Origin of the sequence: Barnesiella sp. (genome assembly GCF_022723415.1) — a bacterium.
Taxonomy (GTDB): domain Bacteria; phylum Bacteroidota; class Bacteroidia; order Bacteroidales; family Barnesiellaceae; genus Barnesiella; species Barnesiella intestinihominis.
The window spans coordinates 1-14,610 of sequence record NZ_JAIJHU010000065.1; the positions used below are offsets into that span (position 1 = coordinate 1).

Sequence of the window (14,610 nt, forward strand, 5' to 3'; positions counted from 1 at the left end):
CTATATAATATTAACCTTAAATCGAGGGTTATCCCTAGTGAAAAAGTGAATTTTTTTATTTTTTTTGAGAAAGTAGAAAATGAATACGATAAGAATCGTGCAGGTGAGATGTTCTTAGGAGCTTTTTTATCGTGTTAAGAGAACTATTATAGACCGATTGGCGATTGTTTGGCCATGTTACTCCCCCTCTCCCCCCTGTGTTTTGCTGCGCAAAATATAGGGGCGGTTTCCTCTGGACGGAGGGGTAGAAAATACAGGGGGAGGTGATAAGAGCTTGGTCATCTCTCCCTGTGCTCATCGCAGATGAGATAGGGAGAGTGCCCGATAGTGTTATGGGGCACGACAAGGGAGGAGTTCTAAAATATCTCCGATAATGAAAACTGAAATATCCCGTAGTATTACGGAGAACAGTGTTCGCAATAGGGGAGAGAATATACATGAACGATCCCCGTTAATTAACGACTGAGCCGTTAAAATACTTTTGGGAAGAAGAAAAATAAAAACGGAGTATCCAGTGAGGGATACTCCGTTTCAATATGCTGTCTAAAATATTTATTCAGCACTTTCGGATGCAGGAGCTTCTGCAACGGCATTAGCTTCTTCTTCGGCTTTTGCAGCGGCTTCGGCTTCTGCCTTAGCGGCAGCCTCGGCTGCTTTTTTAGCAGCGACAACTTCGGCTTTTGCTTTGTTCTTTTCGGTTTCTTCTTCTAGACGTTTTTTAGCAGCAGCGTCTTTTGCGGCAGAAACTTTGGCTTTCTCAGCGTCAATAGCCGATTTTTTGTTCTTCAACCATGCTTCGAAGCGTTGTTCTGCAACCTCTTCGGTAAAAGCACCTTTTTTTACACCGCCCAATAAATGTTTTTTCATCAATACACCTTCTTTGGAAAGGATATTACGTACAGTGTCGGTGGGTTGAGCACCGGTTGTCAGCCAATACAAAGCTCTTTCGAAATTCAAATTTATTGTAGCAGGATTAGTGTTCGGATTATAAGAACCTATCCTTTCAATAAACTTACCATCACGTGGTGCCCTGCTATCGGCGATTACAATTTGGTAAAATGCGTAGTCTTTGTGACCAAAGCGTTGTAATCTGATTTTTGTTGCCATTTGAAATTTTTTAATTGGTTATTATTTGCATTAGCGGCGCAAAGATAGTATTTCTTTTTGAACCGTGCAAATAGGCATGCGCCTAATTTTTTTGAGTATGAGATTATTTCGTCTCGGATAGCAAAACGTCTTGCCATAACTCGGCATTGAATCCGACCAAGACCTGTGAGTCTGTTACGAGAAGGGGACGTTTGATTAGTTTTCCATCGGAAGCCAATAGTTCTATCAGTTCTTTTTCGGGAATTGTACTAATACGGTTTTTCAAATTTAGTTCTCTATATTTTTGTCCGCTCGTATTGAAGAATTTTTGTAAGGGTAAATTGCTGCGGGTTATCCATTCGGTTAGTTCCCCGACAGTGGGCGGTGTTTCGACGATGTGCTTCGATTCTATATCAATGTCGTGATCTTTTAGCCATTTTGCCGCTTTTTTACAAGTGCTGCACGAGGGGTATTGAAAAAATAAAATTTTCATAGGTATTTGTTTTTAGAAATAATTTTTGAATGACAAAGATAGCGAAAGGTGAGTGCAGAGGCAAACGGAAATTTTATTTCCGAATGGACTATGCCGAACCGCATCTCATCTTCGTATTTACAAATGTACAAAAAGGCATTGTTAATGCTTCTTTTTTATTTTCGCTATAATAATATTATAGTTTATCTTTGCCATACTATCACTTTTTATAAGTTAAAAATAAAAAATGGCTTATACCCCGACAAAGTTGGTTGGGATATTGTTTTGGCTCTCGATGTGTGATTTTAGATGAACTGCTTTTAATAACTGTGCTATATTATGAAACCTTTGTATCAAGAACTTCCTTTTGCCGTCGATAATTATATCAATTTCTATCGGGAAGATTTGCCCCATTTTATCGTGCCGTGGCATTATCACCCCGAAATAGAAATCATGTGTATTGAAAAAGGGTGGGGCACTCGTTTTGTAGGTGATCATATCGGAGGATATGAAGAGGGCGATGTTTGTATGATGGGTCCTCAGTTGCCGCATGAGTGGAGAAACGATAAAGAATTTTTCGACTCGGATTCTGGTTTAAGGGCGACTTGTCATTGTGTTTATTTTCGTAAAGAGTTGTTCGAGGGTATATTGATACGATTGCCTGAGATGGCGAATATTCGTGAGTTAATAGAACGTTCGAGACGGGGAATAAAATTTACCGGTGAATCGCGTGAACGGATCGCGCGATATATTCGACGCACGTTTAATCAAAATGGAATCGAGCGGGTAACTAATTTACTCACACTTTTGGAAATGATGGCAGAAGCCGACGAATATGAAATTTTAGCGAGCGTAGGTTTTACCCAGTCGGTCAATTCTTCGGATTTTGAGCGATTCAATAAAGTTTATCGTTTTTTGGTGAAAAATTTTAATAAGCCGATTAAACTTGAAGAGGTGGCTGCTGTTGCCGGACTGACTCCTACTGCTTTTTGTCGGTATTTTAAGGAACGTACGAAAAAGACTTTTGTACAGTATTTGAATGATATGCGTATAGGGCATGCCAAGAAATTTTTGATAGAAGGCAAAATGAAAATTTCGACTTTGAGTATGGAGGTCGGATTTAATAATTTGTCGAATTTTATAGAGCAGTTTAAGAAGTCAACCAACATGCTTCCTTCTGAATACCAAGAAAAATATGGGGTGAAAAAGAAAAAGATTATCTGATAATTAGTGCGATTCCATTTTTTTTAAGCCTATATCTGCTTTTTGGAGAGAATATTTATAAAAAAAATGATATTTGTTCTAAATTTTATTGATAGTTCGTATATTTGTTCGACTTCAAAGTTTGATATATGCATGAGAATTATATAAAAGAATTACAAAGAGGTTCTTATTCTGATTTTAATAATTTGTATAATCTTTATGTGGACCGATTATATGGATTCGTTTATAATCTTACACGTTCTTCTGATATGACAGAAGAAATAGTCCAAGAAGTTTTTTTGAAAGTTTGGCAAATTAGAGAGCATATATCACCAGATTATTCATTTCAGTCTCTTCTTTTTACAATTGCAAAGAATAAATTTCTAAATAGTCTTAGAAAACAAGTAGAATTGTATTCATACGATGAGTATATTACTCAATTTGATAATGCTTCGTATTTAGAGAATACAACAGAAAATGATTTGTCTTTCAAAGAGTTGAACGAAAATATAATAGGGGCAAAGTCTAAGTTGACCTCTCGTCAAAAGGAGATATTTGAATTGAGTAAGGAGGAGAATCTTTCGAATAGGGAGATTGCTTTGCGCCTACATATTTCAGAGCAATCTGTGAGAAATCAGTTGAGTTGTGCTCTTAAAGTCATGAGAGAAGAGTTGATAAAGAAAGGGCTTTACGTGGTCTCATGGGTATTTTGGTTATTGGAATGTTAAAAGAAAATAAAAAGAGACGTTTGTATGTTATATAGTGCGGCGTTTGGGGTATTACTTATGAATAGTCATTTAGTATGAAAGAGCAGAAAAAGAACATACTCGAAAGGTATATGCAGGGCTTGATTAACGAAGAAGAATATAATGAGTTCTCGCAAATGGTTCTGGACGAAAATGATGAAAAGATTTTTGACCTGATGGACGAGTGTATTTGCAAGAATACGAATGCCTATGTTATGCCGTCTGATGTGAAATTAAACTTGTACGACCGGATTTGGGAACAGATCCGAAAAGAAAATATCCGTGTGCGGCTGCGGAAGATATCATCTCTTGCAGCTTCTATATTGCTGCCCTTATTTATTTTTTCGACAGTATATTTCTATTTTCAGGTCGATGAGTATAAACATAGGCCTAATGTTATTGTTGCCGAGAATGGCCAAAAAGCCGAATTCACATTGCCCGATGGTAGCAAGGTGCATTTGAATGGCGGTTCAAAGCTATCGTATAATGCAGCATATAATGGACGTCTGCGGGAAGTCTCTCTCGAAGGAGAGGCTTTTTTCGATGTAAAACAAGACAAAGAAAAACCATTCATCGTGAAAACCTCGGTTTTCGATGTGGAAGTATTGGGCACTTCGTTTAATGTTTCGGCCTATGACGATGAAGATATGTCTGAAATCACGTTGGTGGAAGGAAAAGTGAAACTTTCCTTGAATAATAGTGATGATTCGCCTGTTTATTTGACACCTTCGCAAAAGTTCGTGTATTCTAAGAATGGTAAGGAGGGACATATCTCGTTTACAGACGAGGAGTATGAATTGGCTTGGAAAAAAGGTGTGTTAATGTTCAACGCAGAGTTGATTGAAAATGTATTCCAAAAAATAGAACGTTGGTATGGAGTTTCTATCCATTATGAAAGTGACAATATCATTCACGATCGCTTTACAGGTGAATTTGAAGCTTTGACTATACAGGAAATGATGAACATTTTACGCATGCACTATAATTTTAAATATAAAATCGAAAATAATGACATATATATAATTTAGAAACAAGATATTCATGAAAAATACAGATTCAGTTGTGGTAAGTGCCACGATTTGAGTGTGATATTATATTTGCCGTTCGTATATCCGTATTTACATTTTGACTTAGATGAAGTTTTGAAAGGGTATTAAAGAATACTTTTTTAGAGAGTCATATACCCTTTCGTGAAATTTTATCAAGGTATTGTTTTGTGTTTTTAGTGTAAAAAAAGAAAAAATTATGAGAAATCAATTATTGTACGGTGGTATTCTCTTACTTGCCACGGCGTGTTCATCGCCTAAAAATTTTTCTGTTGAAGACGGAAATACGTTTATCGTTATTGACGAGAAGGCTTCTGTTCCAGCTGTTTTGGCGGCTCACGAGCTTCAACATTTTGTGCAACAATCATCGGGCATAGAATTGCCGATTGTTAACAATGCACCTTCTAACGGGTCCAAACTTATTTGCGTAGGTAAAAGCCCGTATACTGCGGAGTTCGATACCATGAAGTTGGGCGAGCAGGAATATTTTATTAAAGTATCTTCCGATAAGGTCGTTCTTATGGGGCAAGATGAAAATACCGATAGAGATGACGGCCGGGATAATAATGGTATCACCCCGTCGAAAGATCGTTTGAAAGTAAACTACTCTCAGCTGGTAAACGATACAGCCAGTCAAATAGAACTTGTACTTCCTTCGGTTTATGATGCACAGGGCACTTGTTATGCGGTATATGACTTTCTTGAAAAATTTGTTGGTGTCAGATTTTATGGGCCGCATCCGATGAATGTAGTTGTTCCGCAGCAAACGAAACTTCAACTCCCTGTTTCTGAGATAAGAAGAACTCCTGATTTGAAGTATAGAGTCGGTACTTATTCTTTTGAATGGCCCATGATGAAAGACCAGTATTTCAAGCCTTCGGGTGAGATGTGGCAACTTTTTTTGAGAAGAATCAAGTTCGGTGGTGAAAAGTGGGCCGCCAATCATGCATTTACTTCTTATCAAGACCGGTTTTTGAAAAAAAATCCCGAGCATCCCGAATTGTTCGAATCGTATCACCCCGAATATTTTGCGCAGGGACGTACCGGAGGCCCTCATGAACGCCAGTTTTGTTACACTAACGAGGCTTTCATTCGACAAGTGGCTCAGGATGCCCGAGACTATTTCGATGGAAAACCGTTGAAAGGATCTCAAATCGCGTTGGGAGACTATTTTGCAGTTGTACCTCTCGATAATGCCTATTGGTGTCAGTGCGACGAGTGCCAAAAACAACTTGCCATCGATGAGGGGAATATTCGTGGAGAGCATTTCAATTGCGGAACAGCGACTCATTATCTTTGGACTTTCGTTAATAATGTAGCCAAAGAGGTGAAGAAAACTCACCCCGATAAGAAAATTGCTGCTTTGTCATATCATGTCTATGCTTATCTTCCCAAAGATATACAACTTGAAGATAACATATCGGTAGCTCCTTGTCTGCATCCCCGTAACTATTGGGCTCCCAAAATGAAAGAAAATGAGTTGGCTTTCTATAAAGACTGGATTGCGGAGAGCAAAGAAAGCGGACGTCCCATATATTTATGGAATTACCTTTGTTTCCCTACCGAAAGAGGTTTGATTCAAGATTTCAACGTATTTCCCGGATTCAACGTGCATGCCGTATCCGATCAGATAAAGATGTATGCCCAAGATGGTGTGAGAGGTATTTTCCTGTGTGGAATCGGGGAGCAGCTCGATTTCTATGCGACGATGAAATTGTATGATGATGCTCAGACGAATACAGACGAAATGGTCGATGAATTCTTTGCCTTGTATTTCGGTAACGCTGCACCGGCCATGCATGACTTTTATGATAAGATAGAATCGGTTTACGCCAACTCTGTTAATTATCCTATGGATATTCAAACTCGTGAGGCACAATTCCACCAAACCGAAGAGATCGCATGGAAATATTTGGGAACAGAACCGGTTATGGAAGAACTTGCCGGATATATGGACAAGGCTGTGCAGTTGGCTTCTACTCCGATTGAAAAAGCAAGAGTCGAGTCTTGGCGCACAGGTGTGTGGGAATATATGAAAGCTGGGAGGGCAAAATACTTCTCGAAACTTGAAAAATAATAATTAACTATGAAGATATTGAAGTTTTTATCGCTCCTGATTTTTTCAGGAGCGCTCTTCGGTAGTTGCTCTTCGAAAGATAAAGTGGGGGACGAACAGATCCGTATTATCCCTTTCCCGAATTACTATCAGTCTCAGCCCGGTGTGTTTGAGATGGATAAAAATACGGTGATAGGTGTCGATCTTTCCGATACGAATATGGTTTCCTTGGCAAATTATTTGAATGAAAAATTCATGCGGACAACGGGTTTTGGCCTCTCTATCAAGAGTGCCTCCGAGGGAATTGTCTTTACGCTTGTCGAAGAGAACGATTTGGGAGAGGAAGGTTACCGTATGTCGGTTACCCCCGATGGTACACAAATATATGCGAATACATATCACGGTATTTTTAATGGGATACAGTCTTTTCTTCAATTGCTTCCATTGGACTCTACCGGGGATATAGCTAAAATAAACTGTATAGATATTAGCGATAAGCCCAGGTTCGCATGGCGGGGATTGATGCTTGATGTTAGCCGTCATTTTTTTACTAAGCAGGAGGTGAAGAGGTTTATCGACTTAATGGCTGAGTATAAATATAATGTGTTCCATTGGCATCTGTCGGACGATCAAGGGTGGCGGGTAGAAATAAAATCGTTACCTCGATTGACTGATGTAGGTGCATGGCGTGCTCCTCGTGTGGGAAACTGGTGGGAGCGAGAGCCTCAATCGGTTACAGATTCTCTGACTTACGGAGGATTTTATACGCAAGACGATATTCGGGAAGTGGTGGAGTATGCCCGTGAGCGTTTTATCACGGTTGTTCCCGAGATAGATGTGCCGGGACATAGTATGGCACTTCTTACTGCATATCCTGAAATCTCGTGTACAGGTGGCCCGTTTCATGTGAATGTAGGGAACACGTTCTATACCAAAGAAGAGAATTCTCTTTGTGTCGGGAAGGAAAAAACGTTTGCCATACTCGATATGATATTCGATGAGTTAGTGGATTTGTTCCCTTCTTCGTATATCCATATAGGTGGCGATGAGTGTTACAAGGGCTTTTGGGCGAAATGTCCCGATTGCAGAGCTCGTATGTCGTCGAAGCAGTTACAGAATGTCGAGGAACTACAAAGCTATTTCGTAAAAAGAGTTGCCTCTCATATGCAGAGTAAAGGAAAACACGTCATCGGTTGGGATGAGATTCTTGAAGGAGGATTGGCCAAGGATGCCATTGTTATGTCGTGGAGAGGCATGAAAGGTGGCGTGGAGGCTGCCCGGCAGGGCCATCGTGTGATCATGACGCCATTTGAGCATTGTTACCTCGATCTGTACCAGGGAGACCCTGCCGTAGAGCCTAATACATATTCGATGTTGAGATTACGAGACTGCTATAAGTTCTCGATTGTACCCGATAGTATCGATGCCTCTTTTGTTTTGGGAGGACAAGGTAATTTATGGGCCGAATCGATTCCTCATTATCGTCAGGTGGAATATATGACTTGGCCTCGCGCTATGGCTATTTCGGAGACGCTTTGGAATGAGACGGACTCTCGTAATTGGGACTTTTTTATCCAACGGGTGGAGAGCCAATTTAGATATCTCGACCGGTTGAATGTCAATTATGCCCGAAGTATTTATGATCCTATTATATCGCCTTCCATAAACGATGGAGAGTTGAAGATAGAGTTGACGACTGAAATTAGTGGGTTGGATATATTTTATACATTTGATAACACAAATCCGGACTGTTATTCCAACTTGTATACTACGGCTCTCACTGTCCCTAAGAATGCTACTATGTTAAAAGTAGTTACTTACAGGGGAAAATGCCCAATAGGAAAGCAGATAAATCTTACAATAGAAGAATTGAAGGAAAGAGCTAAGAAAAAGGAATAAGTGCGTTTTCATTGGTTGGTCGATGAAACCGCATGGAATGAAAGGACCCCGTCTGATAGATAACAACGACGAGGTCCTTTTTTCAATATTCAGGAAATCTCCGATGGAATGATATGCCAAGCATATTTACAGAATAGATCTTTATTCTTAGATGAATGGAAGAAAATTACATATCATGTTTATATATTATAATACGGATTTATGTATCAACTCTCTCAGCTCTCTATTGAAGGATTCAATAGTTATTGTCCATAGTCGTTGCTTATATAATATTAGTTTTTACATAATTTATGGCTTGGCTTCCTGCTACGAAGTGTTTTATAAAGTTATTATTAGGCGAAAGAGCTAATAAATAATCATTAGAGTTGATCTGGATAAATTGCACATTTTTATTTGTCTACTCCTGTTTTCCACGGTTTTTATAAAAATGCAACAATATGTTGTATAACATATAAAAGCAGGTGTTACGAAATGAGATTTTTTGTGTATTATTATTGAACGGCAAAAATAAAAAACAGAGAGATTTTAAATTTAGTTAAGTAAAGAAGTAAAATTTTATGAAATTGTACTCATGAAACACATTGTATTAGGCCGTAGGCCAGTATGGCTGCGCTCAATCTTGATTTTATTTTTATTGAGTGGAGTTATATTGAGCACGAACGCGCAAGATCCTCATTTATCGATCGACTTAAATAAAGTTACGATAAAACAATTTTTTGATGAAATACAGCGTAAAACCGATTATACATTCTCTTACAGGGAAGGTGTATTGGATAATGACAGAGATGTGGTGGTTTCTGCAAAGAATAAAAGCCTATCCGAAATTCTTACGTCGGTATTGAAGCCGAAAGGCCTGAGCTTTTCTATTCAGGCGAAATCGATTGTGGTTACACGGCAGACTTTGGCTGCCCAACAAAGTACGGTGAAGGGTCGGGTAGTAAATAGTTCTGGCGAGCCTCTTATCGGTGTGACAGTATATTCGAAAGATAATAAAAGAGGTGTTGCTACCGATATCGATGGAAATTTTTCGATTCGAGTAGGTAGCGGAAAAACTTCATTGCAATTCACTTATGTGGGATATAAACCGGAGACGGTTCCTGTGAAAAATAGAGATTTTATTGCTGTGACCATGGAGGAAGACAGCCATATGCTGAATGAAGTGGTAGCGGTGGGCTATGGTGTAATGAGAAAAAGTGACCTAACGGGGTCGGTTACCAGAGTGGGCAACGATAAAATCGCCAATACGCCGACAGTACGATTGGATCAGGCTTTAACAGGTAAAGTGTCGGGTGTACATATTACCAATACTACGGGAGAGCCGGGTGCGGCCACTAATATTCTTATTCGTGGCGGTAATTCCATATCGGCTAGCAATGAGCCTCTTTATGTCATTGATGGATTTATTGGTGCGGGGGATTTGAACTTGATTGACCCGAACGATATAGAATCTATAGAGATATTGAAAGATGCAGCAGCCACTTCTATATATGGTTCTCGTGGAGCGAATGGAGTTATTATCGTGACTACGAAACGTGGTTCGGAGGGGCGGAATGATGTTACAGTTAATGCCTACGTAGGTGTGCAGCAAATCGCTAAGCGGTTGGAGATGCTGAATGCCCGTGAATATGCTGTAATGTTGAACCAACAAGATGTATTGTCGAATCAAGAACCTTCTATTGAAAATCCAAGCGTGTATGGCAAAGGGACCGATTGGCAAGATGAAATATTGCGACTGGCTTTTATGCAGAATTATCAGGTTGCCGCCTCCGGTGGAAATAAAGATGGGCGATATTATTTATCTCTAAGTATGTTCGATCAGGACGGTGTAATCAAGAATTCGGGAATCAGACGCTATCAAACTCGTCTCAATTTGGATAGAAAGATGAGGCATAACATAAATATCGGTGCGAATTTCCAGTTCTCCTATACTCAGAGAGAGCCCAACTTGGTAAGTTTAGGCGGATTTGATTATCAAAGTTCAGCATTAGCAACACCTCCGACTATGAATATTTATAATGAAGATGGTTCCTATGCTTCCGATAGCCCATCGAGAGTCGTAAGTAATGATATCGATAATGTTGTAGCTCAATTGAACGAACGTAAAAAACAGGAAAAGGCAGCCAGTATATATGCCGGAATATTTGCCGAGTGGGAGGCTATCAAAGATTTGAAATTTAAGACATTCCTCGGATTAAATGCAGGTACTAATAAGACGAGTGAATATAAGTCTAGTATGTTGCCGACCATGAGGCAAAATAAAATCAAAGGCGAAGCTTGGATAAACCAAGGGGAGAGCTATTCTATTCTTTGGGAAAATACGGTGAATTATATGAAAGAGGTTGCGAAAGGGCATCATATAACTGCATTGTTAGGTTATACCTTGCAGACTTCCAGAAGCGAAGGGCTCAGCTTGTATGGCAAGAATTTTACCAACGATTTATTGACTTGGAACAATTTGGCTGATTCGGAAACTTCGACTCGGTTAGTTGGTAGTTCGGCTTCGGAGTGGGCGATTATATCTTATTTGGGTAGAATCAATTATTCGGCGCTTGATCGTTATTTGCTTACCGTTACAGGCCGGTACGATGGCTCATCTCGGTTGGGCCGGGACAACCGTTTCGCTTTTTTCCCGTCTGTGGCCGTGGCATGGAGGCTGTCAGAGGAACCGTTTATGAAACAGTTCTCCAATTTGGATAATTTGAAGATTAGAGCTAGTTATGGCCTTTCGGGAAATCAAGATATTGCTCTTTATCAAACTTGGCCTTTGATGAAACAACAAAATGTGATATTGACTGGTACCCCACAAATAGGATATATTCCCGATCGAATGGGAAATGATGAGCTTAAATGGGAGACAACTTCTCAATTCGACTTCGGGGTAGAAGCCTCTTTCTTTAAGTCGAGGTTAAATATAGAATTCGATGCTTATATCAAAAATACAAAGGACCTTTTATTAGATGTGGAGTTTCCTTATACATCGGGGTTTAAGAATGGATTTATGAATGTCGGCAAGATCTCTAACCGGGGAGTCGAGTTGATGATTCGTAGTACGAATATCTCAACGAACGATTTTACATGGTCGACTGAATTCAATATTTCCCATAATAGGAATGAAGTAGTGGCGTTGGGGCCGGATAAAGACTTTGAATATACGTTCCGTCCGGGTTTGGGAAATCATCCTTATACTTGGTTGAAAGTGGGTGAGCCTGTGGGTGCGTTTTATGGGTATATCATGGATGGTATTTACAGAACGAGAGAGGAAATAGAGGCAGGTTGCGAACCTAATGCTTCTCTCGGACAAAAAATCTATCGGGATATTAATCATGATGGTGTTATTACCATAGAGGATCAAACGACGATAGGTGATCCGAACCCCGATTTTTTTGGTGGATTGAGTAATACATTTAGGTATAAAAACTTTACCTTGAATATATTCCTTCAAGGTACGTTCGGGAATGATATTTTGTCGGGTGGCGATTTCCTGTATGCCACGGTCGATCCCCGTTTCGTGAACCAATATAAACGAGTGAAAGACTTCTGGTCGTTGGATAATCCAGGCGCGAAATTCCCTAAGCTCTACTCCAATGATGAGTATCAACCGTCGACTTATATGGTTCATGACGGATCTCACTTGAAAATAAAGAGTGTAAGTCTATATTACAATTTCCCGGTGAAAAAATGGAGACGGAACAAAGTGATTTCGGAGTTGCAATGTTATGTGACGGGAACCAACCTTTTTACGTTTACATCTTATAAAGGATATGATCCGGAGGTAAATACTGGCGCAGAGGGTGGATATAATGTGTATTCTGCCAATGTGCTTAGAGGTATGGACTTTACGGCCTATCCACCGGCGAGAACATTTACTTTTGGTGTAAAATTGACGTTATAAAAAAGAAACCATGAGAAAATTAAGAATGATCATATTGGGAATATTGGCGGTTTGTATGGGTTCATGTACCGATCTGTTGGATAAAGAGCCTATTTCCCAGCTCAGTGTAAATAACCTTTTTAATACGGAGGAAGGCGCAGATGCGGCAGTCGTGGGTTGTTACAGTTTCCTGTATAAACCGGGCTATTATTGGCAAGAGCGGTGGGTGTTTGCGTTTGAAGGAACCGATATATCAGGGAACGGTGGTGGTTCGGCCAATTATCAATGGACTGCCGGTGAAAACCGTTGGAGCGATTGGTGGCTCACGACCTATCAGGCGATTTGTGCTTGCAATGTGACAATTACCAGACTTGGAATGTCGGCTATCGATAGCGACGTAAAAGAAAAATTGTTGGCCGAGGCTCGTTTTTTAAGGGCGTTTTATTATTATCATGCTCTTACTTATTGGGGGGGAGTCCCTCTGTTGAAAGATGAGATATCGTCGCTCGATGAAGTTAAATATGTAAAAAGAAGTTCTCGTAAAGAATTGGCCGATTTCATTATCGAAGAGGCCGGTGATGCCGCTAAGATTCTTGATAAAGATCCTGCTGTCGCTACCCGGGCAAGTAAAGGGGCTGCATTGATGTTGAAAGCGAAGGTACAAATGTGGCAAGAAGAATGGGAAAATGCAGTAAAAACTTGTGAGGAAATTAAGAATTTGAAAAAATATGATTTGTTTGATAATTATAGCGAGGTTTTTTCCGAGCAATATGAAAATCAGAAAGAGCATATTTTCTCTGTTCAATTTGATCCCGGTTATACCGAATTTTCTGCTCATATGTTATGGTATTTAGGTCCAAGTAAAGACGAGTGGGATAAATTCAATGGTCTTGGTGGTAGTTCGGCTCCAGAGTCGTTTTATGAAAAATATGACGAATGGGATTATCGGTTAGAGCAGAACTTAGCAAAGACATGGCGTAATCAGCCGTTTAAGGATAGCCGAATCGCTATTCTCAAATATTGGGATCGTACCGGATCGCAAATGTTGGATCATGATGGTCTAAACTTCCCTGTATACCGATATGCCGATGTATTACTGATGTATGCGGAGGCATTGAATGAGTGGAAAAAAGGTCCTACAACCGAGGCTTATGAGGCTGTGAATGAAATCCGTCGTCGGGCAGGAGTAGATGAGATAGAGAACTATGATTACCAAAAATTTAAATTGTTCATTCAAGACGAGAGAGCCCGGGAATTGTGTTATGAAGGGCATCGCCGATTCGACTTGGTACGGTGGGGCATCCTTGTAGAAACGGTTAAGAAAATTAGTAAAGAGATAAATTCCAGAGGTGACGAATATGTCGATGAACGGCATAATCTTTGTCCTATTCCCGAGACCGAAATTATTAAAAACGGAAATTTAGAACAAAATCCCGGATATGAAACCGCTAATAAATAAGTTGAGCCATGAAATCTATAATTAAAATAATTTTAATTTTTTTATCTGTAATTGCTTTTGTCGCCTGTGAGAAAGACGACGAGGATTTTTCTCCCAAAGACAGTTATTTGTATGTATGGAATGTGCGTACATGGGAAGTGGATACGGAAAGTAAATTGTCCGATATAAAAGTCACTTACTTTTTTAAGGGTGATACGGCTCGGGTAAAACAGATAAATTTTTGGGTTATAAAGGAGAATAGTACTTTGTATGCCGAAGAGGCTATGCAACATCAGGATAGGGCTTTCCAATTGACCGAAATTCAGAACGATCCGGATCAAAAAGAGTATAAAAATCAATGTTCGTTCCGTTTCCCAGAAACGATAACAACGGACTATGATGGAGATCCTTTTATACCGGGTGAAGGATATCGTTTGGTCGTGAAGGCATTGGGTAAGGACGATATGATTGTCGACAGTCCTACGATAGAGTCGGGGGTGTTTACGATATATGATCCAAACGCTCCTGAAGAAGAGGAATAATAACCTTATTTAAATAATACCATTATGAATAAAAAATTAATTGTAAGTTTTTTGTCTTTTGTTTCTTGCTTTTGTCTGTTTGCACAGACAGAAGGAAACAAGGCTTTTCAACTGAATGTGAACAATGGAGATGCTTATCTCGATTGCGGTGATGTGAGTGAATTGAATAATACATCTCAATATACGATCGAGATGTGGGTAAATGTGACATTGAATGATTTGCCCGACCGTTTTATCATCTTTAAGAAAGA

At 39.7% G+C, this 14,610-nt stretch carries 11 protein-coding genes; 9 read left to right on the top strand and 2 right to left on the bottom strand.

Annotated features, from left to right (window positions below; translation table 11 throughout):
• Window positions 1–552: 552 nt before the first annotated feature.
• Together QVD32_RS11240 and QVD32_RS11245 are read right to left on the bottom strand one after the other, a co-directional pair.
• Window positions 553–1,107 (bottom strand): 30S ribosomal protein S16, encoded by a 555-nt coding sequence (locus QVD32_RS11240; RefSeq protein WP_046413082.1) that lies wholly within the window; start codon window positions 1,105–1,107, stop codon window positions 553–555.
• 103 nt (window positions 1,108–1,210) lie between these two features.
• Complete coding sequence (locus tag QVD32_RS11245) at window positions 1,211–1,579, bottom strand: arsenate reductase family protein (protein WP_046413080.1); 369 nt, start codon at window positions 1,577–1,579, stop codon at window positions 1,211–1,213.
• 318 nt (window positions 1,580–1,897) lie between these two features.
• On the opposite strand from QVD32_RS11245, the gene QVD32_RS11250 reads away from it, so the two are divergent.
• From QVD32_RS11250 to QVD32_RS11290, 9 genes are all read left to right on the top strand, one after another.
• Window positions 1,898–2,782 (top strand): AraC family transcriptional regulator, encoded by an 885-nt coding sequence (locus tag QVD32_RS11250; RefSeq protein WP_046413075.1) that lies wholly within the window; start codon window positions 1,898–1,900, stop codon window positions 2,780–2,782.
• A 128-nt stretch (window positions 2,783–2,910) separates the two neighbouring features.
• Window positions 2,911–3,489 carry an RNA polymerase sigma-70 factor gene (locus tag QVD32_RS11255; protein WP_046414631.1) on the top strand — a complete coding sequence of 193 codons (579 nt, stop codon included), beginning with the start codon at window positions 2,911–2,913 and terminating at the stop codon, window positions 3,487–3,489.
• 74 nt (window positions 3,490–3,563) lie between these two features.
• Window positions 3,564–4,535 carry a FecR family protein gene (locus QVD32_RS11260; protein WP_118687289.1) on the top strand — a complete coding sequence of 324 codons (972 nt, stop codon included), beginning with the start codon at window positions 3,564–3,566 and terminating at the stop codon, window positions 4,533–4,535.
• A 217-nt stretch (window positions 4,536–4,752) separates the two neighbouring features.
• Window positions 4,753–6,630, top strand: coding sequence for a DUF4838 domain-containing protein (locus tag QVD32_RS11265; RefSeq protein WP_118687288.1), 1,878 nt, complete (start codon window positions 4,753–4,755; stop codon window positions 6,628–6,630).
• A 9-nt stretch (window positions 6,631–6,639) separates the two neighbouring features.
• Window positions 6,640–8,508, top strand: coding sequence for a beta-N-acetylhexosaminidase (locus QVD32_RS11270; protein WP_118687287.1), 1,869 nt, complete (start codon window positions 6,640–6,642; stop codon window positions 8,506–8,508).
• A gap of 571 nt (window positions 8,509–9,079) precedes the next feature.
• Window positions 9,080–12,400 carry a TonB-dependent receptor gene (locus tag QVD32_RS11275; protein ID WP_046414623.1) on the top strand — a complete coding sequence of 1,107 codons (3,321 nt, stop codon included), beginning with the start codon at window positions 9,080–9,082 and terminating at the stop codon, window positions 12,398–12,400.
• A gap of 10 nt (window positions 12,401–12,410) precedes the next feature.
• The gene (locus QVD32_RS11280) at window positions 12,411–13,838 is read left to right on the top strand and encodes a RagB/SusD family nutrient uptake outer membrane protein (protein ID WP_046414621.1); all 1,428 of its coding nucleotides are present in this window, start codon (window positions 12,411–12,413) and stop codon (window positions 13,836–13,838) included.
• A gap of 8 nt (window positions 13,839–13,846) precedes the next feature.
• The gene (locus QVD32_RS11285; protein ID WP_118687286.1) at window positions 13,847–14,359 is read left to right on the top strand and encodes a hypothetical protein; all 513 of its coding nucleotides are present in this window, start codon (window positions 13,847–13,849) and stop codon (window positions 14,357–14,359) included.
• Between the two features lie 24 nt (window positions 14,360–14,383).
• Window positions 14,384–14,610, top strand: a 227-nt coding sequence (locus tag QVD32_RS11290; RefSeq protein ID WP_287710218.1) for a hypothetical protein, incomplete at its 3' end; no start/stop codon positions are given.